The organism is Serratia sp. Nf2 (genome assembly GCF_003028435.1).
Taxonomy (GTDB): Bacteria; Pseudomonadota; Gammaproteobacteria; order Enterobacterales; family Enterobacteriaceae; genus Serratia; species Serratia marcescens_L.
In genome coordinates this window covers 16,845-38,238 of the sequence record NZ_PYTW01000007.1, presented here as the reverse complement: position 1 = coordinate 38,238, position 21,394 = coordinate 16,845, and the positions used below count along the sequence as shown (strand labels likewise).

Genomic DNA, 21,394 nt, shown 5'->3' with positions numbered 1-21,394 from the left:
TATGTTGTCATTCAATCAGGTATCCGCCCATTACGGCAAAATTCAGGCGCTGCATCAGGTCAGTTTAACGATCAAGCAGGGTGAAATCGTGACGTTAATCGGCGCCAACGGCGCCGGTAAAACCACGCTGCTCGGCACCCTGTGCGGCGAGCCCCGCGCCAGCGAAGGCAGCATCGTCTTTCAGGACCAGGACATCACCCAGTGGCAAACCTCGCGCATCATGCGCGAAGCGGTGGCGATCGTGCCGGAAGGGCGGCGCGTCTTCTCGCGCATGACGGTAGAAGAAAACCTGGCGATGGGCGGCTTCTTTGCCGATCGCCCGCAGTATCAACAGCGTATCGAACGGGTGTTCACTCTGTTCCCGCGCCTGCTGGAGCGCCGAAGCCAGCGCGCCGGCACCATGTCCGGCGGCGAACAGCAGATGTTGGCCATCGGCCGCGCGCTGATGAGCCAGCCGAAGCTGCTGCTGCTCGACGAGCCCTCGCTCGGGCTGGCGCCCATCATCATCCAGCAGATCTTCGACATCATTCAGCAGCTGCGGGAAGAGGGCATGACCATCTTCCTGGTGGAGCAAAACGCCAATCAGGCGCTGAAATTGGCGGACCGCGGTTATGTGCTGGAAAACGGCCGCGTGGTGTTGGAAGATACGGGGGCTGCATTGTTAGCCAACGAAGCAGTGAGGTCGGCGTATCTGGGCGGTTAATCTGCCCCCCTACGAATTAAAATAATCAGGTACGAGAAGAAGAAATGAAGACAGAAGGGTTACTCGCGCAGCGCATCGTTAACGTAAAAAGTTCGGCCATCCGTGAATTGCTTAAGCACAGCAAGATGGAACACGTCATTTCGCTGGCGGGCGGCATCCCCTCTGATGCGCTGTTCGATTTCGAAGGATTGAGCATTGCCACTCAGCAGGCGATCACCGAACAGCCGAAAAGCGCGTTCCAGTATGGCCTGACCGAAGGCAGCCCGCTGCTGCGTGAGCGTATTTGCGCGCTGTGCGCCGAGCGCGGCGTCACCGCTGGCGCGGACGAGGTGATGGTCACCGCCGGCTCTCAGCAGGCCCTGGATTTGGTGATGCGCGCCATCGTCAATCCCGGCGACGTGTTCGTGGTGGAGCGCCCGACCTACCTGGCGGCGCTGCAAACGCTGGAACTGGCGGAGGCCCACATCATGTCGGTCTCGTCCGACAGCGACGGCATGGTGGTGGAAGAGCTGGCCGAGCTGCTGAAAACCCAACGCATCAAGGGCGTGTACGTGGTGCCGAACTTCGGCAACCCCAGCGGCATCACCCTGAGCGCCGCGCGCCGCGAACTGCTGGTGAAGCTGGCCGCCGAACATAACTTCCTGATCATCGAAGACGATCCGTACGGCGAGCTGCGTTTCACCGAAGAGCGCCACCCGACGCTGCATCAGGTGTCGCAGCGGGTGCTGGGCAACACCGACCACATCATCTATACCTCGACCTTCTCCAAGATCCTGGCGCCGGGCCTGCGGTTGGGCTGGGCGATCCTGCCGCCGTTCCTGCTGCATAAAGTGGCGATCATCAAGCAGGCGGCGGATCTGCACGCCAGCGCGCTGTCGCAGAGCATCGTCGAATGCTACCTTGGCCTGGATCGCCTGCCGGCGCAGATCGACAAGATCCGCGCCGCCTACAAGCAAAAGGGCGAGATCCTGGCCGGTTTGGTGGAGCAGGAGTTGGGCGACTACATCACCTTCGATAAGCCGAAGGGCGGCATGTTCCTGTGGGCGCGTTTCCGCCAGCCGTTCAACGCCACCGAATGGCTGAACACGACCTTGCAGCAGGGCGTGGTGTTCGTGCCTGGGGAATACTTCTTCTCCGACAACCCGGATCGTTCGACCTTCCGCCTGTCGTTCGCCACCGCCACCGAACAGCAGATGCAGGAAGCGGTGGCGCGCCTGCGCCGTTCGCTGTAATCCTCGCGGCGGCGGAGCCCATGCCCGCCGCCGACATCAAACCGCCATCTTCACTTCACCTTGCTGTCATGTGGCTGTCATATAACGGTTATTTTTCTGTCATCCGCGCATGGCATGTTATCCCCCGTCATCTTTCGAGCCGCAGCGTTGTTGGCTGCCCGGCTGCCCCCCTGTCACTTAGTTAGCTAAGCTCCAGGGTGCCAGCAGGTTGCCGCCTGGCTGCAACTCGAAAGCTATAGGGGGCACTCCCTCATCAAGAATTGATTCTTTTCGCTCACGCGCTTTTACACCAGCTTTTTCAGGAGTTAGGCATGCTCACCTACGCTATTCGCAAAACCACGCTGTGCGTCGCGTTGACCCTGGCGGTCAGCACTCAGGCGCTGGCGGCGACCGAGATCCCGTTCTGGCATTCGATGGAAGGCGAACTGGGTAAGGAAGTGGATTCCCTGGCAGATCGCTTCAACCAGTCGCACAGCGACGTCAAGATTGTGCCGGTTTATAAAGGCAACTACGAACAGAGCCTGGCGGCGGGCATCGCCGCTTACCGCTCCGGCAAGGCGCCGGCGATCCTGCAGGTGTACGAGGTGGGCACCGCCACCATGATGGCCAGCAAGGCCATCAAACCGGTCTACGAAGTGTTTAAAGAGGCCGGCATCAACTTCGACGAGTCGGTGTTCGTGCCGACGGTAGCCGGCTATTACACCGACAACAAGAGCGGCCATCTGCTGTCGCAGCCGTTCAACAGCTCCACGCCGGTGCTGTACTACAACAAAGATGCCTTCAAGAAGGCCGGCCTGAACCCGGACCAGCCGCCGAAAACCTGGCAGGAGCTGGCGGCGGATACCGCCAAGCTGCGTGAGGCCGGCATGAAGTGCGGCTACGCCAGCGGCTGGCAGGGCTGGATCCAACTGGAGAACTTCAGCGCCTGGCACGGCGTGCCGTTCGCCAGCGAAAACAACGGTTTCGGCGGCACCAACGCCAAGCTGGAGTTCAACCAGCCGCTGCAGGTCAAGCACATCGAACTGCTGGAGGCGATGAACAAGAAGGGCGATTTCACCTACTTCGGCCGCAAAGACGAATCCACCGAGAAGTTTTATAACGGCGACTGCGCCATCACCACCGCGTCATCCGGTTCGCTGGCGGACATCAAGCATTACGCCAAATTTAACTACGGCGTCGGCATGATGCCGTACGACGCCGATGCGAAAAACGCGCCGCAGAACGCCATCATCGGCGGGGCCAGCCTGTGGGTGATGAACGGCAAAGATGCCGCCACCTACAAGGGCGTGGCCGAGTTCCTGCAGTACCTGGCGCAGCCGGAAATCGCCGCCGAATGGCACCAGAAGACCGGCTATCTGCCGATCACCACCGCGGCTTACGATCTGACCAAGCAGCAGGGCTTCTACGACAAGAACCCGGGGGCCGACGTCGCCACTCGCCAGATGCTGAACAAGCCGCCGTTGCCGTTCACCAAGGGCCTGCGCCTGGGCAACATGCCGCAGATCCGCAGCGTGGTGGATGAAGAGCTGGAAGGCGTGTGGACCGGCAAGAAAACGCCTCAGCAGGCGTTGGACGCCGCCGTGCAGCGCGGTGACGTGCTGCTGCGCCGCTTCGAAGCATCGACCAAGTAACCCTGCGTCGCGGGCCCGGCAGACCGGGCTCGTGTCTTCACGCCGATCCTTCCTTACCCGATCAATGGTTTAACTGCTATGTCATCTTCCCGTCCCGGTTTCGGCTGCAGCTGGTTGCCCTATGCGTTGGTGCTGCCACAGCTGCTGATTACCGCCGTCTTCTTTTTATGGCCCGCCGGCGAGGCGCTGTGGTATTCGGTGCAGAGCCTCGATCCGTTCGGCCTGTCCAGCCAGTTTGTCGGGCTGGATAATTTTAAACAGCTGTTCCAGGATCCTTACTACCTCGACTCGTTCTACACCACGCTGATCTTCAGCTTCCTGGTGGCGGGCATCGGGCTGGCGGTGTCGCTGTTCTTCGCCGCGCTGGTGGACTACGTACTGCGCGGCAGTCGCCTCTATCGCACGCTGATGATCCTGCCCTATGCGGTGGCGCCGGCGGTGGCGGCGGTGCTGTGGATCTTTCTGTTCAACCCCGGCCTGGGGTTGATCACCCATTTCCTCAACGGGCTGGGCTATAACTGGAACCATGCGCAAAACAGCGGCCAGGCGATGTTCCTGGTGGTGCTGGCCTCGGTATGGCAGCAGATAAGCTATAACTTCCTGTTTTTCCTCGCGGCGCTGCAGTCGATCCCGCGCTCGCTGGTGGAGGCGGCGGCCATCGACGGCGCCGGCCCGGTGCGGCGTTTCTTCCATCTGGTGCTGCCGCTGATCGCGCCGGTGAGCTTCTTCCTGCTGGTGGTCAATCTGGTGTACGCCTTCTTCGATACCTTCCCGGTGATCGACGCCGCCACCGGCGGCGGGCCGGTGCAGTCCACCACCACGTTGATCTACAAGATCTACCGCGAAGGCTTCGCCGGATTGGATCTCTCCAGCTCTGCCGCGCAGTCGGTGATCCTGATGCTGCTGGTGATCGGCCTGACGGTGATCCAGTTCCGCTTTGTTGAACGTAAGGTGCGCTATCAATGATTGAGAATCGACGCGGGCTGGATATCTTCAGCCATGTGATGCTGATTATCGGCGTGCTGGTGGTGCTGTTCCCGCTGTACGTGGCCTTTGTCGCCGCCACGCTGGACGACAAGCAGGTGTTCCAGGTGCCGATGACGCTGGTGCCCGGCGGCCACCTGTGGGAGAACATCCGCAATATCTGGCAGGGCGGCGTGGGCAACCTCAAGGTGCCGTTCTCGCTGCTGCTGCTGAACAGCGTGATCATGGCGCTGGCGATCACCTTCGGCAAAATCGCGGTGTCGGTCCTGTCGGCTTACGCCATCGTGTACTTCCGCTTTCCGCTGCGCAGCCTGTTCTTCTGGCTGATTTTCCTCACCCTGATGCTGCCGGTGGAGGTGCGTATTTTCCCGACGGTGGAGGTGATCTCCAACCTCAACCTGCTGGACAGCTACACCGGCCTGACGCTGCCGCTGATGGCCTCGGCCACCGCGACCTTCCTGCTGCGCCAGTTCTTCATGACGCTGCCGGATGAGCTGCTGGAGGCGGCGCGCATCGACGGCGCCGGGCCGATGCGTTTCTTCTGGGACATCGTGCTGCCGCTGTCGAAAACCAATCTGGCGGCGCTGTTCGTCATCACCTTTATCTACGGCTGGAACCAATACCTGTGGCCGATCCTGATCACCAGCGACGCCTCGATGGGCACCGCGGTGGCGGGCATCAAGAGCATGATCTCCACCTCCGGCGCGCCGACCCAGTGGAACCAGGTGATGGCGGCGATGATTCTGACTTTATTGCCACCGCTGGCGGTGGTGCTTCTGATGCAGCGCTGGTTTGTGCGCGGTCTGGTTGATAGCGAGAAATAACGACGATGGCAGGATTAAAACTACAGGCGGTCACCAAGTCTTACGACGGTAAAACGCCGGTGATCAAACAGATCGACCTCGATGTGGCGGACGGCGAATTCATCGTGATGGTCGGCCCGTCCGGCTGCGGCAAATCCACGCTGCTGCGGATGGTGGCCGGGCTGGAACGCACCACCAGCGGCGATATCTATATCGATACCCGGCGCGTGACCGATCTGGAGCCCAAGGATCGCGGCATCGCGATGGTGTTCCAGAACTACGCGCTCTATCCGCACATGAGCGTGTACGACAACATGGCCTATGGCCTCAAGATCCGCGGTTTCGGCAAGGATCATATCCGCCAGCGGGTGGAAGAAGCGGCGCGCATCCTGGAGCTGGAGCCGCTGCTCAAACGCAAACCGCGCGAGCTTTCCGGCGGCCAGCGCCAGCGCGTGGCGATGGGGCGCGCCATCGTGCGCGAACCGGCGGTATTCCTGTTCGATGAGCCGCTGTCCAACCTGGACGCCAAGCTGCGGGTGCAGATGCGCCTGGAGCTGCAACAGCTGCACCGCCGTCTGAAAACCACCAGCCTGTACGTGACCCACGATCAGGTGGAGGCGATGACGCTGGCGCAGCGGGTGATCGTAATGAACAAGGGCGTGGCGGAGCAGATCGGCACCCCGAGCGAAGTGTACCAACGGCCGGCTTCGCTGTTTGTCGCCGGCTTTATCGGATCGCCGGCGATGAACCTGCTGCCCGGCACCCTCAGCGCCGACGGCGGCCAGCTGCTGCTGGCGGACGGCATGGCGCTGCCGTTGCCGGCGGCCAAACCGCAGTGGGCGGGGCGGCCGTTGACGTTGGGCATTCGGCCGGAGCATGTTCAACTGGTGGCGCAAGGCCAGGGCGTGCCGCTGCAGCTGCAGACGCTGGAGCTGCTGGGGGCCGACAATCTGGCGCACGGCCAGTGGGGCGGCCACGGGGTGATCGCGCGGCTATCGCATGAAACCTTGCCGACGGCGGGCAGTACGCTATATTTGCAGCTGCCTGCTCAGGCGCTGCACTTCTTTGACTCCGACAGCGGATTACGGATGGATTGATGACTAGACCCTGGCCTTACCCTCATATCGTTGCCCACCGCGGCGGCGGTTCTCTGGCGCCGGAAAACACCCTGGCGGCGATCGACGTCGGCGCGCGCCACGGCCACAAGATGATCGAGTTCGATGCCAAGCTGGCGCAGGACGGGCAAATTTTCCTGCTGCACGACGACACCCTGGATCGCACCAGTAACGGTTGGGGCGTGGCGGGCGAGCTGCCGTGGGACAAACTGGTGCAGCTGGACGCCGGCAACTGGTACAGCTCGGCCTTCAAGGGCGAGCGGTTGCCGCTGCTGTCGGAAGTGGCGGAACGCTGCCAGGAACGCGGCCTGATGGCCAATATCGAGATCAAGCCGACCACCGGCAGCGACGATGAAACCGGCCGGGTGGTGGCGCTGGCGGCGCGGTTGCTGTGGCAAGGGCAGACCGATCCGCTGCTTTCCTCCTTCTCGGTAGAAGCGCTGGCGGCGGCGCAACGCACCGTGCCGGACTTGCCGCGCGGCCTGCTGCTGGAGGCTTGGGACGACAACTGGCGCGAGCTGACCGAACGCCTGGACTGCGTCTCGCTGCATATTGACCACAAAGCGCTGACTGCCGAGCGGGTGAAAGCGTTGAAAGACGCCGGGCTGCGCATTCTGGTGTATACCGTCAACCAACCGGATCGCGCGCGCCTGCTGCTCGACTGGGGCGTTGACTGCATTTGCACCGACCGGATAGATTTGATCGGCCCGGATTTTTAATCCGGCGCCGATGAACCCCGCGACGACAAGCCTTGCCGCCGCACCACCGGAAGGAATGCGATGCCTGGCTTTATCCTGTCACTGTGGCACCAGATCGTGCTGTCTTTACCGCTGTTTGTTCTGATTGCATTGGGTTATGGGCTGATTCGCTGGGGGAAATGGCCTGCCGGCATCACCGATGGCCTGACGCGCTTCGTGTTTTCTCTCGCCTTGCCCGCCATGCTGTTTCGCATGATGTGCGACTTCTCGCAGCGCCCGGCGGTCGATGCCCGGCTGCTGATCGCGTTCTTCGGCAGTTGCCTGATCGTGTTTGTGCTTGGCCGTCTCGTCGCCCGGCATCTCTTCCGGCTGGATGGCGTCGCCGGATCGGTGTTTGCGCTGGGCGGTATTTTCTCCAATAACGTGATGCTCGGCTTGCCTATCGCCAGCGTGATGCTGGGGGAGGCGGCGATCCCGTCGGTGGCGCTGGTGCTGGTGTTCAACGGCCTGATCCTGTGGACGCTGGTGACGGTGTCGATCGAATGGGCGCGCAACGGTTCGCCGACGCTGAGCGGTTTCGCTAAAACCGCGCGTAGCGTGCTGACCAATCCGCTGATCGTCGGTATCCTGTCCGGCACCTTGTTCAGCCTGACCGGCCTGCCGCTGCCGGCCTTCGTCGATCGGCCGGTCAGCATGCTCGGCCAGGTGGCGGCGCCGCTGTCGCTGGTGGTGCTGGGCATGGGGCTTGCCGAGTACCGCATCAGCGAAGGCTGGCAGCTGAGCAGCGTCATCTGCGTGCTGAAACTGCTGGTGCAACCGCTAGTGATTTGGCTGCTGGCCTGGATGATGGATTTGCCACCGATGGAAACCCGGGTTGTGGTGCTGCTGGGGTCGATGGCGGTGGGGGTGAACGTCTACCTGATGTCGCGCCAGTTCAATACGCTCACCGGCCCGGCCGCCACCAGCCTGGTGATGTCCACCGTGCTGGCGGCGATCACCACGCCGCTGATCCTCACCGTGATGGGCGTGCGGGCGTAGCCGGCATCGGCGCCTGCGGCACCGCCGGCGCGGTGCGATTGAACGGATCGCGCGGCTGATTGCCGTTAGGCAGCAGTTGTCCGCCGTTCGGCGTGGTTTGCATCAGCTGTTGCCGCTGATTGTCGAGCTGCCGCTGTTGCTGCAGGCGGCGTTGGTCCATTTGCCGATTGTTCAACAGGCGCTGTTGCTGGGCCTGCTGGCTGTTTTGGTTGAGTAACTGCTGCTGTGAACGCAGATCGGTCACGCCGTTGGCCGCCGCAGCCAGGCCGGGCAGCCACAGCAGGACGAACAGGATATGAGAAGTTTTCATGATGGTTACCTCGCCTTTTTATTAAGCCTAACCCAGCGGTGAAATTTTGCCGGTAGTTTATCTTTTGTTCGGATGTAAACCGCCTTTCATCCCCTTATGCGCCCATCTTCCGTTACAATCGCCCTTTCGGTCTTTTTAGGGTGAACCCATCGTGCTGCTTTTGGTTATAACCACCATCCTGTGGGCATTTTCTTTCAGCCTGATTGGCGAGTACCTGGCGGGCCATGTCGACAGCGGGTTCTCGGCGCTGGTGCGCATCGGGCTGGCGGCGCTGGTGTTTCTGCCGTTTCTGCGTTGGCGCAACATCAAACTCAAGGTGATCCTGCTGTATATGCTGGTGGGCGCCTTCCAGCTGGGCATCATGTACCTGTTCAGCTTCCGCGCCTATCTGTACCTGACAGTGCCGGAATTCCTGCTGTTCACCGTGCTGACGCCGCTGTATATCACGCTGATCTACGACTTGCTGAGCGGCCGGCGCCTGCGTTGGGGCTACGTCTTCAGCGCGTTGCTGGCGGTGCTGGGCGCGGCGATTATCCGCTATCACCAGTTGAGCGAACACTTCTGGTGGGGGCTGCTGTTGGTGCAGGCGGCGAACATCAGCTTCGCCATCGGCATGGTCGGCTATAAGCGCCTGATGGAAGTGCACCCCTTGCCGCAGCACACCGCCTTTTCCTGGTTCTACCTGGGGGCGGCGGTGGTGGCAGTGGTGGCCTGGTTCCTGTGGGGCAATCCGCAGCAGCTGCCGACCACCAATCTGCAGTGGGGCGTGTTGATCTGGCTGGGCGTGGTGGCGTCGGGGCTGGGCTACTTCATGTGGAACTATGGCGCGACGCAGGTCGATGCCGGCACGCTCGGCATCATGAACAATATGCATGTGCCGGCCGGTTTGTTGGTCAACCTGGCCATCTGGCAGCAGCAGCCGCATTGGCCGAGCTTTATCATCGGGGGGGCGGTGATAGTCGCTTCGCTGTGGGTGCACCGCCGCTGGGTGGCGCCGAAACAGCTCGGCTAAGCGGGCGGGGCACCCCGGCCTGGGGCGCCCGAACGTTTATACGCCGGCCGCCAACGCTTTGGCGCCGGTCGTGCCGGGGCGTGCCGCGTCGCGCACAAACGGCAGATGATCGCAGGCGTGCTGGCGGGCCGAGCGGATAAAGGCTTCGGTCACCGCCTGGCGCTGTTCGCCATCGCGCACGGCGGCGTACAGGCGGCTCCACAGGCCGTCACCCAGAGTTTTGGTCACCACCAGCCCCTGCCGTTCGAAACTCTCCACCACCCAGTGCGGTAGCGCCGCAATCCCCATCCGCGCCGATACCATCTGGATCAGCAGCAGCGTGTTATCGACGTTCTTCAACGCTGGGCTGACGCCCGCCGGCTGCAGAAAATGCCGCCAGATATCCAGCCGTTGGCGCTGCACCGGGTAAATCAACAGCGTTTCGTCACTCAAGTCTTCCGGCTCGATGTGCGGCTTACCGGCCAGCGGATGATCCGGCGCCAGCACCAGGCGCACTTCGAAATCGAACATCGGCGAGTAGTGTAGGCCGCTGCGCGGCAGAATATCCGACGTCATCACCAGATCCAGTTCGCCCTGTTGCAAGGCCGGCTGCGGATCGAAAGTGACGCCGGAAGTGAAATCCATCACCACCTGCGGGAAACGCTGACGGAAGTTGTCCAGCGCCGGCGTCAGCCACTGAATGCAGCTGTGGCATTCGATGGCGATGCGCAGCGTGGTCTGGTGCGGCTCGTGGCAGGCCTGCAGCGCCTGTTGGATCTGCGGCAGTACCTGCTCCGCCAACTGCAGCAGGATCTCGCCCTGGGCGGTGAAGCGCAGGGGCTGGCTCTTGCGTACGAACAGCTTGAAGCCCAGACGTTGCTCAAGATCGCTGAACTGGTGCGACAGGGCAGACTGCGTCTGATGAAGTTGGGCCGCCGCCCCCGCCAGCGAACCGCTGTTGCGCAGTGCCTGCAGCGTCCGTAAATGTTTCAGTTCGATCATGAGAGTCCTTCACATTGACAGTGAATAAATTGCGCTTGTGGTTAATACAGTACCTGCTGATTATGGATGTGTAAACATCTGGACGGCTAAATGGGGAATATGACGATGGCAATTTTGAATCACACACTGGGTTTTCCTCGCGTTGGGCTACGACGTGAGTTGAAAAAAGCTCAGGAAAGCTACTGGGCCGGCAACTCAACGCAGGAAGAGCTGTTGGCGGTTGGCCGCGAGCTGCGCGCTCGTCATTGGCAACAGCAACAGCAGGCCGGAGTGGATTTGGTGCCGGTCGGCGATTTCGCCTGGTACGATCATGTGTTGACCACCAGCCTGCTGCTGGGCAACGTGCCGGCGCGCCATCAGAATGCGGATGGCTCGATCGATCTGGACACGCTGTTTCGCATCGGCCGTGGCCGAGCACCGACCGGCGAGCCGGCGGCCGCGGCGGAAATGACCAAATGGTTTAACACCAACTACCACTACATGGTGCCCGAATTCCAGCAAGGCCAGCAGTTCAAGCTGGGCTGGACTCAGCTGCTGGACGAAGTGGATGAAGCGCTGGCGCTCGGCCATCGCATCAAGCCGGTGCTGCTGGGCCCGCTGACCTATCTGTGGCTGGGTAAGGTGAAGGGCGAGCCGTTCGACCGCCTGTCGCTGCTGAAAGATATCCTGCCGGTTTACCAACAGGTGCTGGCCGAGCTGGCGAAACGCGGCGTCGAGTGGGTGCAAATTGATGAACCTGCGCTGGTGCTGGAGCTGCCGCAAGCCTGGCTGGATGCGTTCAAACCGGCTTACGACGCGCTGCAGGGGCAGGTGAAGCTGCTGCTGACCACATATTTCGACAGCGTCGGCCACAACCTCGACACCATTCGCACGCTGCCGGTGCAGGGGCTGCACGTCGATCTGGTCGCCGGCCATGACGATATTGCCGCGCTGAGTGCCGCATTGCCGAACGACTGGCTGCTGTCGCTGGGGGTGATCAACGGCCGCAACGTCTGGCGCGCCGATCTGAGCCGCTGGTTCGAACGTCTGCAGCCGCTGGTGGGCACCCGCCCGCTGTGGATCGGCACCTCCTGTTCACTGCTGCACAGCCCGATCGACCTGAGCGTGGAAAGCCGTCTGGACGAAGAAGTGAAAAGCTGGTTCGCCTTCGCGCTGCAAAAATGCGCCGAGCTGGCACTGCTGACTGCGGCGCTGAACGCGCCTGACGGGGCCAAGCAGGCCGAACTGGACGCCTACAGTGCGCCGATTCGCGCCCGCCGTCAGTCGAGCCGCGTGCATAACCCACAGGTTGAGCGCCGCCTGGCCGCGATCACCGCGCAGGACAGCGAACGCCACAGCGCTTACGCCGAACGCGCCAGGGCGCAGCGCGAGCGTTTCAACCTGCCGGCCTGGCCGACCACCACCATCGGTTCGTTCCCGCAGACCACCGAGATCCGCGGCCTGCGTCTGGACTTCAAACAGGGCCGTTTGGACGGCAACAACTACCGCACCAGCATCGGTGAGCACATCAAACAGGCGATCGTCGAGCAGGAGCGCCTCGGGCTGGACGTGCTGGTGCACGGTGAAGCCGAGCGCAACGACATGGTGGAGTATTTCGGCGAGAACCTCGACGGCTTCGTGTTTACCCAAAACGGCTGGGTGCAGAGCTACGGCTCCCGCTGCGTGAAGCCGCCGGTCATCATCGGTGACGTCAGCCGCCCGGAAGCCATCACCGTCGAATGGGCCAAATTCGCCCAGTCGCTGACCGACAAGCCGGTGAAAGGCATGTTGACCGGGCCGGTGACCATCCTGTGCTGGTCGTTCCCGCGTGAAGACGTGACCCGCGAAGTGGTTGCCAAGCAGATTGCGCTGGCGCTGCGCGACGAAGTGGAGGATTTGGAAAAAGCCGGCATCGGCATCATCCAGATCGACGAACCCGCCCTGCGCGAAGGGCTGCCGCTGCGTCAATCCGACTGGGCCGCTTACCTGAAGTGGGCGGTGGACGCCTTCAAACTGAACGCCGCCGTGGCGCGGGACGACACCCAGATCCACACCCACATGTGTTACTGCGAGTTCAACGACATCATGGACTCCATCGCCGCGCTGGACGCCGACGTGATCACCATCGAGACCTCGCGTTCCGATATGGATCTGCTGGAAGCCTTCAAGGAGTTCGAATACCCGAACGAAATCGGGCCGGGCGTCTACGATATCCACTCGCCGAACGTGCCGAGCGTGGAATGGATTGAAGCGCTGCTGCGTAAAGCGGCGCAGAACATCCCGGCGGAACGCCTGTGGGTTAACCCGGATTGCGGCCTGAAAACCCGCGGCTGGCCAGAAACCCGGCAGTCGCTGGCCAACATGGTATTGGCGGCACAGCGCCTGCGCGAGCACGCGTGATGCCGTGCGGCGGATGAACCGCCGCTTATAGATTTACTGGTGTGATGATTGGGCGCTTCGGCGCCCTTTTTTATGTGAAGGAAATTATTTGACGCCGTGCTGGGCGAACCACGCCAGCATGCGCTGCCAGCCGTCTTGCGCCGCTTCGGCGTTGTAGCTGGGGCGATAGTCGGCGTTGAACGCATGCCCGACCTCGGGGTACACCACGATTTCGGCCTCGGCGTTGGCGGCGCGGATCGCCTGACGCATGGTTTCCACCGTCTCCAGCGGGATGCCGCTATCCTGCCCGCCATACAGCCCCAGCACCGGCGCCGACAGGTGGGTGGCGACGTCGACCGGCTGCTTCGGTGAATTCAGCGTTTTCTCGCCAACCAGTTTGCCGTACCAGGCGACCGCCGCCTTCAACTGCGGGTTGTGCGCCGCGTACAGCCAGGTGATGCGGCCACCCCAGCAGAAACCGGTGATCGCCAGCTTGCCGGCGTCGCCGCCGTGGCGGATAGCCCAGTGCGCGGCGTGATCCAGATCCGACAGCACCTGACGATCCGGCACCTTGGTGACCAGCTGCTGGAACAGCTCGCCGATATCGGTGTAGTCGTTGGCGTCGCCCTGGCGGAAATAGAGCTCGGGCGCGATCGCCAGATAGCCCTGCTTGGCCAGGCGGCGGCACAGATCCTGAATATGTTCATGGACGCCGAAGATTTCCTGCACCACGAGGACGATGGGGAAGGGGCCGCTCTGGTCGGCGGGTTTGGCGACGTAGGCCGGCAGGGCGTCGCCCTGAGAAGGGATGGTCGTTTGCCCGGCGTGAATGCCCTGTTCGTCGGTGATAATCGCGGAGGCGGCCAACGGCGCGGCGGCCGGGGCGAATCCCCCCTGAGCCTGTTCTAATGTCATCACATGTTCGGTTTTCATTGCGGTCTCCGTGCAATAGAAAAAAGCGCTGAGATTAACTATAGGAAAGATTACCCATTATTGGCGCTGCGTGGCGCACTTTCGGACAAGTCGATAAAAAACGGCTAATTATCTGGCTTTGCGGCATTTTTAAACGCTTTTTATCATGTTATTACGCGTTTTGGCCTGCGTAAGTGCCATAAGGTGCGTTAAAGGGCTTTTTTGTCCCTAAGCAACCGATAAGATGAGGGTATTTTGAATTGATCAGCTAAATAGTTTCAGCCGGCAATCAACGGGCAGAGGGCGGCAAGATTTGTCGGCTAGACTGAGGTAGAGCGGTGCCTTCATGGAGCGTCACAGTGCTTTTTTTTGTGATAAAAATCACAAAAAATATGTAGCATGTAATTTGTTTCTCTTTTCATAGTGACTGTCGTCACGAAATTAAGCGGCGATTTTCAGTAGAGTGCTTTTTTGTTCCTCCCAATAAACATGATCCATGAGGAGTCTCGTATGTCTCAGTCTGACGTTTTTCATCTCGGCCTCACCAAGAACGATTTACAAGGGGCCCAGCTTGCCATCGTGCCGGGCGATCCGCAGCGCGTAGAGAAGATTGCCAAGCTGATGGAAAATCCGGTGCATCTGGCCTCCCATCGTGAATTCACTACCTGGCGCGCGGAGCTGGACGGCAAGGCGGTGATCGTCTGCTCTACCGGTATCGGCGGCCCCTCTACTTCTATCGCGGTGGAAGAGTTGGCGCAGCTGGGCATTCGCACCTTCCTGCGCATCGGCACCACCGGCGCCATTCAGGCGAACATCAACGTCGGCGACGTGCTGGTCACCACGGCGGCGGTACGCCTCGACGGCGCCAGCCTGCACTTTGCGCCGATGGAGTTCCCGGCGGTCGCGGACTTCGCCTGCACCACCGCGCTGGTGGAAGCGGCCAAGGCCAGCGGCGCCACCACGCACATTGGCGTGACCGCCTCTTCCGATACCTTCTATCCGGGCCAGGAACGTTACGATACCTACTCCGGCCGCGTAGTCAGCCGTTTCAAAGGCTCGATGGAAGAATGGCAAGCGATGGGCGTGATGAACTATGAAATGGAATCCGCCACGCTGCTGACCATGTGCGCCAGCCAGGGCCTGCGTGCTGGCATGGTGGCCGGGGTGATCGTCAACCGCACCCAGCAAGAGATCCCGAACGCCGAGACCATGAAAAACACCGAAAGCAAAGCGGTGCAGATCGTGGTGGACGCTGCCCGCCGTCTGCTGTAATCGCCATTCCCTCAATGGGCCGCCGACGCGGCCCGTTTTTCCATTCGCGGCGAATCTGTTACGGTGATACTCCTCAGCGCTGCGCCGATGGCTGCCGCGCGTTGTCATAACAAAAACAACGAGGACGTTTATGACCGCCCAGATCCTGCTTCATCCTTCGCTCGCGCCGCTCGACGGCGGCATCAATTTCCGCGACTTCGGCGGCAACGGCGTGGCCGACGGGCGCCGCATCAAGCGCGGCCTGCTGTTCCGCTCCGGTTCCCTCGAGCGGCTGACGGAAAACGACTGCACCTTTCTCGCCGGCGTGCCGGTGCGCTCGGTGCTGGACTACCGCGATGCCGACGAGGTGCAGGCCAAGCCGGATATTCTGTGGAATGGCGCCGACTATCACCACGTGCCGGCCAACCCGCTGAGCAGCGAAGTCAACGCCAACCTGGAGAAGCTCACCAACGAAACGTTGGCCGCTTTCGACGCCCGCGCGTTCATGCTGGAGCTGTATCGCCGCCTGCCGTTCGGCAATGCGGCCTATCAGCGGTTGGCACAGCTGTTGAGCAACCCTGGCGGCGGCGCGATCGTGCAACACTGCGCGGTCGGCAAGGATCGCACCGGGGTCGGTTCGGCGCTGGTGCTGTTCGCGCTGGGCGCCGACGAAGCGACGGTGCTGGAAGACTATCTGCTGACCGAAACCACGCTGGCCACTTTCCGCGAGCAGATGCTGGATCAGCTGTCTATCAAGCTGAATGCGGCGGCGCTGGAGCAATTCGCCTACGTGCTCAGCGCGCGCGAGGAGTTCCTGATGACGGCGTTGGGCTGCATCCGTCAGCAATACGGTTCCACCGACCGTTGGCTGGAAGCGGAATACGGCCTGGGCGCGGCCCAGCGCGAAGCGCTGCAGGCGTTCTACCTCGAGTAAATCGCCGCGCGTTTAGCCGGGGTTTAACTCGCCCCGGCCTATCCTAGGCGGCGAATTATCGCGTATCAGGAGCCCCGCATTGAGCCTCAATGACGTTATCAACTGGGTCAGCGACGTCGTGCGTCAGCACGAAGGCTGGGCCATTCCCATCATCTTCTTCCTGGCGTTCGGCGAGTCGCTGGCGTTTTTGTCTCTGCTGCTGCCGGCCACGGTGATCCTGCTGGCGCTGGGCGCGCTGATCGGCGAAAGCGGCATCGCCTTTTGGCCGATTTGGGCCGCTGCCGCCGTCGGGGCGTTTTTCGGCGACTGGCTCTCTTACTGGATCGGCTATCACTATCAGGACCGCGTGGCGCATATGTGGCCGCTGTCGCGCAATCCACAACTGCTGGCGCGCGGCCACGCGTTCTTTGAACGCTGGGGCGTGCTAGGCATCTTCATCGGCCGCTTCTTCGGCCCGCTGCGCGCCGTGGTGCCGCTGGTGGGCGGCATTTGCGGGATGCCGCAGCGTTATTTCCAGTTGGCCAACGTCACGTCGGCGATGATCTGGGCGTTCGGCATTCTGGCGCCGGGGGCATTCGGCATCAAGTGGCTCAGCCAGTGGCTGGGCTGATTTCTCGCTAAATTGCGCAGTGCCGCGCAATATTGTGCGCGGCGGGCAAAATCAGGCTGGACATCCATACAGCCTCCCCTTAACGTGACGGGCAATGGGCGTGCGAAACGCCGGAACGGCAAGGTGCAACAGGAGGCAGGGTGGATACCAGTCTGATTTATGGGATTGGCGGCGTAACGATCGGCATGCTGTTGGGGTGGCTGATCGCCAGTCTGCGGGTGCAGCAGACGAATGCGCAACATGAAACCGAGCTGCGGTTGCTGGAGCAAGCGTTGCAGCAGGCGCAGCAGGAAACGGCGGCGCGGCAGGAGGCTCTGCAGCGCCACGAGCAGCAGCTGCGGCAGAGTGAGCTGGAGCTGCGTAACCTACACAGCCAGCTGGCGGCCGGACATGAGAAGTTGCAACAGCTCAACCATTGGCGCAACGAATGCGAACTGCTCAATCAGGAACTGCGTGCCCAGCGCGAGGTTAACAGCGCGCAAGAGGCCGAGCTGCGCGAAGTCACCATCCGTCTGGAAGAGACGCGCATGGCGGCGGAGGAGAAGCAGCGCCTGCTGATCAACAGCGAACAACGCCTCACCACCCAGTTTGAAAACCTCGCCAACCGCATTTTTGAACACAGCGGCCGCAAGGTGGACGAGCAAAATAAGCAAAGCTTGGATCGGTTGCTGCTGCCGCTGCGTGAACAGCTGGACGGGTTCCGCCGTCAGGTGCAGGACAGCTTTGGCCAGGAAGCGCGGGAACGCCACACGCTGACGCACGAGATACGTAATCTGCAGCAGTTGAACGCGCAGATGGCGCGCGAGGCCATCAACCTCACCAAGGCGCTGAAAGGCGACAACAAAACGCAGGGCAATTGGGGTGAAGTGGTGCTGAGCCGGGTGCTGGAGGCTTCCGGTCTGCGCGAAGGGCACGAGTATGAAACGCAGGTCAACGTGCGGGTGGATCACCAGAGCCGCATGCAGCCCGATGTGATCGTGCGTCTGCCGCAGGGCAAGGACGTGGTGATCGACGCCAAGATGTCGCTGATCGCCTACGAGCGCTATTTCAACGGCGAAGACGAGGTGGAGCGCGAAGCGGCGCTGAGCGAACATATCGCCTCGCTGCGCGGCCACATTCGCATGCTGGGCCGCAAGGACTATCAGCAGCTGCCGGGGCTGCGTTCGCTGGACTATGTGCTGATGTTCATTCCGGTCGAGCCCGCCTTCCTGCTGGCTATCGATCGCGAGCCGGAGCTGATCAGCGAAGCGCTCAAGCACAACATCATGCTGGTTAGCCCGACTACGTTGCTGGTGGCGCTGCGCACCATCACCAACCTGTGGCGCTATGAACATCAAAGCCAGAACGCCCAGCGCATAGCCGATCGCGCGGCGAAACTGTATGACAAGATGCGGCTGTTCGTGGACGATATGTCCGCACTGGGGCAGAGCCTGGACAAGGCGCAGGGCAGTTATCGTCAGGCGATGAACAAACTGAGCGAAGGCCGTGGTAATCTTATCGGCCAAATTGAAGGTTTCCGTGCGTTGGGGGTTGAGGTCAAACGGCCGATCAACCCGCTGCTGGCGCAGCAAGCCGGCGCGCAACACGATGAAGCGGAAGAGGCGAACGACGATGATGTCGCCGCGCTGCCGCAGACGAAAAACGATGACGATACCGCCGGGGAACCGGGCTTCGTTTCGCACGGCTGAGGCCGTGGCGAGGTGGGGTATTCTCCAGGCTTCTGGTACACTCATCCACACAAAATTGACTGAATAGCAGGCAGGACAATGGCAGATCAACCGCAGGAAACCACCGATTTCGGTTTTCGCACCGTCGCTCGAGACGAAAAACAGGCCATGGTGGCGGACGTTTTTCATTCGGTAGCGGCAAAGTATGACGTGATGAACGACCTGATGTCGTTCGGCATCCACCGTATCTGGAAGCGTTTCACCATTGACTGCAGCGGTGTGCGCCGTGGGCAGCGCGTGCTGGATCTGGCCGGCGGTACCGGCGACCTGGCGGCCAAGTTCTCCCGTATGGTTGGCGAGCAGGGGCAGGTGGTGCTGGCGGACATTAACGATTCGATGCTGAAGATGGGGCGCGAGAAGCTGCGCGATCGCGGCATCGTCGGCAACATCAATTACGTGCAGGCCAACGCCGAAGCGCTGCCGTTCCCGGATAATTACTTCGATTGCATCACCATCTCCTTTGGCCTGCGCAACGTCACCGACAAAGACAAAGCGCTGCGCTCGATGTTCCGCGTGCTGAAGCCGGGCGGCCGCCTGCTGGTGCTGGAGTTTTCCAAGCCGCTGCTGGCGCCGCTGAGCAAAGCTTACGACGCTTATTCCTTCCACGTGCTGCCGAAGATCGGCGAGCTGGTAGTGAAAGATCCGGACAGCTACCGCTACCTGGCGGAATCGATCCGCATGCACCCCGATCAGGAAACCCTGAAAGGCATGATGGGCAACGCCGGTTTTGAAAACGTCACCTATTTCAACCTGACCGGTGGGATTGTCGCCCTGCATCGCGGCTTCAAGTTCTGAGAGGGAGATGCCGATGCTGTTTACCCCTCTGCTGACCGGTGCGCTGGAAACCTCGCTGAATAACCTGCTGTTTCGCGATCGCAGCATGAAAGCCGCTCGCCAACGCCTGGCGGGCAAGGTGCTGCGCATCGAACTGGAAGAGCTGGCTTCACCACTGGTGCTGGTGTTCAGCGAACTGCGCGTGGACGTGCTGGGGCAGTCTGAAGACAGTGCCGATTGCACCGTGCGCAGCCGCATTCCCGCCTTACTGAAACTGCGCGACCGCCAGCAGTTACCGGTGCTGATGCGCAGCGGCGAATTGGCGGTGGAAGGTGATATTCAGGTGGTGCAACAGCTGGTTGGCCTGCTTGATCTGGCGGAGTGGGATCCGGCGGAGTGGCTGGCACCCTATATCGGCGATATCGCCGCCCAGGGCATTACACAGGCGCTGGGAAAAGGCGCCTCGCTGCTGAAAGACGGCTTTATGCGCCGGCAGCAGGACATGGCGGAGACGTTGACGGAAGAGTGGCGCCTGGCGCCGGGGCCGTTGGAAGTGGTGTGGTTCAACGAGGAAGTTGATGCACTCGCCCGCAGCGCGGAAGCGCTGTCTGCCCGCATGGACACGTTGGAGGGCAAGCGATGACCCCAGGCGAACTGCGACGTTTGTATTTTATCGTCCGCGTTTTTCTCAGCTATGGATTGGACGAGCTGATCCCGACAATGCGTTTGACGCTGCCGCTACGCTTCGGCCGCCGGCTGTTGTTCTGGATGCCGAATCGGCACAAGGACAAGCCGCTGGGTGAACGCCTGCGGTTGGCGCTGCAGGAGCTGGGACCGGTATGGATCAAGTTCGGCCAGATGATGTCGACCCGCCGCGATCTGTTTCCGCCGCAGATTGCCGATCAGCTGACGCTGTTGCAGGACCGGGTCGCGCCTTTCGACGGCGCGCTGGCGCGTAAACATATCGAACTGGCGATGGGCGGCCCGCTGGAAACCTGGTTCGACGATTTCGATCAGCAGCCGCTGGCCTCTGCCTCGATCGCGCAGGTGCATACCGCGCGGCTGAAAACCACCGGCCAAGAAGTGGTGCTGAAGGTGATCCGGCCGGATATCGGGCCGATTATCAAGGCCGACGTGCGCCTGATGTACCGATTGGCAGGTTGGGTGCCGAAGCTGTTGCCGGACGGCCGCCGTCTGCGCCCGCGCGAAGTGGTGCGCGAGTACGAGAAAACCCTGCTGGACGAATTGAACCTGTTGCGCGAAGCGGCCAACGCCATTCAGCTGCGTCGTAATTTCGACGGCAGCCCGATGCTGTACGTACCGGAAGTTTATTCCGACTACTGCCGTGAAAGCGTATTGGTGATGGAGCGCATCTACGGCATTCCTGTCTCGGATATCGCCACGCTGGAGCAGCAGGGCACCAACATGAAACTGTTGGCGGAACGTGGCGTCCAGGTGTTCTTTACCCAGGTATTCCGCGACAGCTTCTTCCATGCGGACATGCATCCCGGTAATATTTTCGTCAGCTACGAACATCCGGAAGATCCTTGCTATATCGGCATCGACTGCGGCATCGTCGGCTCGCTGAACAAGGATGATAAACGCTACTTGGCGGAAAACTTCATCGCCTTCTTCAACCGCGATTACCGCAAGGTGGCGGAACTGCACGTCGACTCCGGTTGGGTGCCGCGCGACACCAACGTGGAAGACTTCGAATTCGCCATCCGCACCGTGTGCGAGCCGATTTTCGAGAAACCGCTGGCGGAGATTTCCTTTGGCAACGTGCTGCTGAACCTGTTCAACACTGCGCGCCGCTTCAATATGGAAGTGCAGCCGCAGCTGGTGTTATTGCAGAAGACCTTGCTGTATGTTGAAGGGCTGGGGCGTCAGCTCTACCCGCAGCTGGATCTGTGGACCACCGCCAAGCCGTTCCTCGAGAGCTGGCTGCGCGATCAGGTCGGCATTCCTGCCGTGGTGCGCGCGCTGAAAGAGAAAGCGCCGTTCTGGGCGGAGAAGCTGCCCGAACTGCCCGAGCTGTTTTACGACAGCCTGCAGCAGCATAAACTGTTGCAACAAAGCGTTGATAAGCTGACCAACCAAATGCAGGCTCAGCGGGTTCGTCAGGGGCAGTCACGTTATTTGTTCGGCGTTGGCGCTACACTCTTGGTAAGCGGCACGCTGTTGCTGCTGGGGCAAATCGAGGTGTTTCCCGCCTGGATGATGGCCGCCGGCATCGTATGCTGGGTGATTGGCTGGAAGCGAACCACCTGATTTAATTCGTTACTCTGGTAAAGTCGGCCCTATAATGCGGACTGGCTTTA

General features: G+C 61.4%; 20 protein-coding genes. 17 read left to right on the top strand and 3 right to left on the bottom strand.

The window, feature by feature from the left end; all coding sequences use genetic code 11:
* The first annotated feature begins 1 nt into the window (after window position 1).
* The 8 genes from livF to C9411_RS16075 all read left to right on the top strand — a co-directional run bounded on the left by livF (window position 2) and on the right by C9411_RS16075 (window position 8,204).
* Window positions 2-703 carry a high-affinity branched-chain amino acid ABC transporter ATP-binding protein LivF gene (gene livF, locus C9411_RS16110; RefSeq protein WP_107227485.1) on the top strand — a complete coding sequence of 234 codons (702 nt, stop codon included), beginning with the start codon at window positions 2-4 and terminating at the stop codon, window positions 701-703.
* A 44-nt stretch (window positions 704-747) separates the two neighbouring features.
* Window positions 748-1,935: a PLP-dependent aminotransferase family protein gene (locus tag C9411_RS16105; RefSeq protein ID WP_063989052.1), complete on the top strand. Its 1,188-nt coding sequence runs from the start codon at window positions 748-750 to the stop codon at window positions 1,933-1,935.
* 311 nt (window positions 1,936-2,246) lie between these two features.
* A complete protein-coding gene (gene ugpB, locus C9411_RS16100; protein WP_107227484.1) occupies window positions 2,247-3,566 on the top strand; it encodes a sn-glycerol-3-phosphate ABC transporter substrate-binding protein UgpB in 1,320 nt (439 codons plus the stop codon).
* A 78-nt stretch (window positions 3,567-3,644) separates the two neighbouring features.
* Window positions 3,645-4,532: a sn-glycerol-3-phosphate ABC transporter permease UgpA gene (gene ugpA / locus C9411_RS16095; RefSeq protein WP_015376293.1), complete on the top strand. Its 888-nt coding sequence runs from the start codon at window positions 3,645-3,647 to the stop codon at window positions 4,530-4,532.
* Window positions 4,529-5,374, top strand: coding sequence for a sn-glycerol-3-phosphate ABC transporter permease UgpE (gene ugpE, locus C9411_RS16090; protein ID WP_019455301.1), 846 nt, complete (start codon window positions 4,529-4,531; stop codon window positions 5,372-5,374). Before ugpA ends, ugpE begins: the two co-directional genes overlap by 4 nt.
* 5 nt (window positions 5,375-5,379) lie before the next feature.
* Window positions 5,380-6,450: a sn-glycerol-3-phosphate import ATP-binding protein UgpC gene (locus tag C9411_RS16085; protein ID WP_107227483.1), complete on the top strand. Its 1,071-nt coding sequence runs from the start codon at window positions 5,380-5,382 to the stop codon at window positions 6,448-6,450.
* Window positions 6,450-7,187 carry a glycerophosphodiester phosphodiesterase gene (gene ugpQ / locus C9411_RS16080; protein WP_063989049.1) on the top strand — a complete coding sequence of 246 codons (738 nt, stop codon included), beginning with the start codon at window positions 6,450-6,452 and terminating at the stop codon, window positions 7,185-7,187. The genes C9411_RS16085 and ugpQ overlap by 1 nt, the downstream gene beginning before the upstream one ends.
* Window positions 7,188-7,247: 60 nt before the next feature.
* Entirely contained in the window at window positions 7,248-8,204 is a 957-nt protein-coding gene (locus tag C9411_RS16075) for an AEC family transporter (RefSeq protein ID WP_063989048.1), read from the top strand.
* On the opposite strand, the gene C9411_RS16070 is transcribed toward C9411_RS16075, so the two are convergent.
* The gene (locus tag C9411_RS16070) at window positions 8,179-8,514 is read right to left on the bottom strand and encodes a hypothetical protein (RefSeq protein ID WP_063989047.1); all 336 of its coding nucleotides are present in this window, start codon (window positions 8,512-8,514) and stop codon (window positions 8,179-8,181) included. The genes C9411_RS16075 and C9411_RS16070 overlap by 26 nt on opposite strands.
* Window positions 8,515-8,665: 151 nt before the next feature.
* Between C9411_RS16070 and C9411_RS16065 the strand changes: the two genes are divergently transcribed.
* On the top strand, window positions 8,666-9,526 hold the full coding sequence (locus tag C9411_RS16065; RefSeq protein WP_025304913.1) for a carboxylate/amino acid/amine transporter: 861 nt from the start codon (window positions 8,666-8,668) through the stop codon (window positions 9,524-9,526).
* Window positions 9,527-9,562: 36 nt separating this feature from the next.
* Here C9411_RS16065 and metR read toward each other — a convergent pair whose 3' ends face one another.
* The gene (metR, locus tag C9411_RS16060; RefSeq protein WP_063989046.1) at window positions 9,563-10,507 is read right to left on the bottom strand and encodes an HTH-type transcriptional regulator MetR; all 945 of its coding nucleotides are present in this window, start codon (window positions 10,505-10,507) and stop codon (window positions 9,563-9,565) included.
* 90 nt (window positions 10,508-10,597) lie between these two features.
* Between metR and metE the strand changes: the two genes are divergently transcribed.
* A complete protein-coding gene (gene metE, locus C9411_RS16055; RefSeq protein WP_199200135.1) occupies window positions 10,598-12,886 on the top strand; it encodes a 5-methyltetrahydropteroyltriglutamate--homocysteine S-methyltransferase in 2,289 nt (762 codons plus the stop codon).
* Between the two features lie 84 nt (window positions 12,887-12,970).
* Here metE and C9411_RS16050 read toward each other — a convergent pair whose 3' ends face one another.
* Complete coding sequence (locus C9411_RS16050) at window positions 12,971-13,798, bottom strand: dienelactone hydrolase family protein (RefSeq protein WP_038874174.1); 828 nt, start codon at window positions 13,796-13,798, stop codon at window positions 12,971-12,973.
* 489 nt (window positions 13,799-14,287) lie between these two features.
* Between C9411_RS16050 and udp the strand changes: the two genes are divergently transcribed.
* From udp to ubiB, 7 genes are all read left to right on the top strand, one after another.
* Window positions 14,288-15,049 (top strand): uridine phosphorylase, encoded by a 762-nt coding sequence (gene udp, locus C9411_RS16045; protein ID WP_004934432.1) that lies wholly within the window; start codon window positions 14,288-14,290, stop codon window positions 15,047-15,049.
* Between the two features lie 130 nt (window positions 15,050-15,179).
* Window positions 15,180-15,962 (top strand): tyrosine-protein phosphatase, encoded by a 783-nt coding sequence (locus C9411_RS16040; RefSeq protein WP_049209368.1) that lies wholly within the window; start codon window positions 15,180-15,182, stop codon window positions 15,960-15,962.
* Window positions 15,963-16,041: 79 nt separating this feature from the next.
* Window positions 16,042-16,572, top strand: a complete 531-nt coding sequence (locus tag C9411_RS16035) for a DedA family protein (protein WP_019455291.1) — start codon at window positions 16,042-16,044, stop codon at window positions 16,570-16,572.
* Between the two features lie 140 nt (window positions 16,573-16,712).
* Window positions 16,713-18,260 carry a DNA recombination protein RmuC gene (gene rmuC / locus C9411_RS16030; protein ID WP_107227482.1) on the top strand — a complete coding sequence of 516 codons (1,548 nt, stop codon included), beginning with the start codon at window positions 16,713-16,715 and terminating at the stop codon, window positions 18,258-18,260.
* 78 nt (window positions 18,261-18,338) lie between these two features.
* A complete protein-coding gene (gene ubiE / locus C9411_RS16025; protein ID WP_025304918.1) occupies window positions 18,339-19,094 on the top strand; it encodes a bifunctional demethylmenaquinone methyltransferase/2-methoxy-6-polyprenyl-1,4-benzoquinol methylase UbiE in 756 nt (251 codons plus the stop codon).
* A gap of 13 nt (window positions 19,095-19,107) precedes the next feature.
* Window positions 19,108-19,716, top strand: a complete 609-nt coding sequence (locus tag C9411_RS16020) for an SCP2 domain-containing protein (RefSeq protein ID WP_063989043.1) — start codon at window positions 19,108-19,110, stop codon at window positions 19,714-19,716.
* Window positions 19,713-21,344, top strand: a complete 1,632-nt coding sequence (gene ubiB / locus C9411_RS16015; RefSeq protein WP_063989042.1) for a ubiquinone biosynthesis regulatory protein kinase UbiB — start codon at window positions 19,713-19,715, stop codon at window positions 21,342-21,344. The genes C9411_RS16020 and ubiB overlap by 4 nt, the downstream gene beginning before the upstream one ends.
* Window positions 21,345-21,394: the final 50 nt, after the last annotated feature.

Coding starts and splice junctions, on each gene's coding strand:
- C9411_RS16040 (WP_049209368.1), top strand. CDS start 15,180: ATGACCGCCCAGATCCTGCTTCATCCTTCGCTCGCGCCGCTCGACGGC.
- C9411_RS16105 (WP_063989052.1), top strand. CDS start 748: ATGAAGACAGAAGGGTTACTCGCGCAGCGCATCGTTAACGTAAAAAGT.
- ugpB (WP_107227484.1), top strand. CDS start 2,247: ATGCTCACCTACGCTATTCGCAAAACCACGCTGTGCGTCGCGTTGACC.
- ubiB (WP_063989042.1), top strand. CDS start 19,713: ATGACCCCAGGCGAACTGCGACGTTTGTATTTTATCGTCCGCGTTTTT.
- ugpQ (WP_063989049.1), top strand. CDS start 6,450: ATGACTAGACCCTGGCCTTACCCTCATATCGTTGCCCACCGCGGCGGC.
- C9411_RS16050 (WP_038874174.1), bottom strand. CDS start 13,798: ATGAAAACCGAACATGTGATGACATTAGAACAGGCTCAGGGGGGATTC.
- C9411_RS16075 (WP_063989048.1), top strand. CDS start 7,248: ATGCCTGGCTTTATCCTGTCACTGTGGCACCAGATCGTGCTGTCTTTA.
- C9411_RS16020 (WP_063989043.1), top strand. CDS start 19,108: ATGCTGTTTACCCCTCTGCTGACCGGTGCGCTGGAAACCTCGCTGAAT.
- metE (WP_199200135.1), top strand. CDS start 10,598: ATGGGGAATATGACGATGGCAATTTTGAATCACACACTGGGTTTTCCT.
- metR (WP_063989046.1), bottom strand. CDS start 10,507: ATGATCGAACTGAAACATTTACGGACGCTGCAGGCACTGCGCAACAGC.
- ugpE (WP_019455301.1), top strand. CDS start 4,529: ATGATTGAGAATCGACGCGGGCTGGATATCTTCAGCCATGTGATGCTG.
- ubiE (WP_025304918.1), top strand. CDS start 18,339: ATGGCAGATCAACCGCAGGAAACCACCGATTTCGGTTTTCGCACCGTC.
- C9411_RS16070 (WP_063989047.1), bottom strand. CDS start 8,514: ATGAAAACTTCTCATATCCTGTTCGTCCTGCTGTGGCTGCCCGGCCTG.
- livF (WP_107227485.1), top strand. CDS start 2: ATGTTGTCATTCAATCAGGTATCCGCCCATTACGGCAAAATTCAGGCG.
- ugpA (WP_015376293.1), top strand. CDS start 3,645: ATGTCATCTTCCCGTCCCGGTTTCGGCTGCAGCTGGTTGCCCTATGCG.
- C9411_RS16085 (WP_107227483.1), top strand. CDS start 5,380: ATGGCAGGATTAAAACTACAGGCGGTCACCAAGTCTTACGACGGTAAA.
- udp (WP_004934432.1), top strand. CDS start 14,288: ATGTCTCAGTCTGACGTTTTTCATCTCGGCCTCACCAAGAACGATTTA.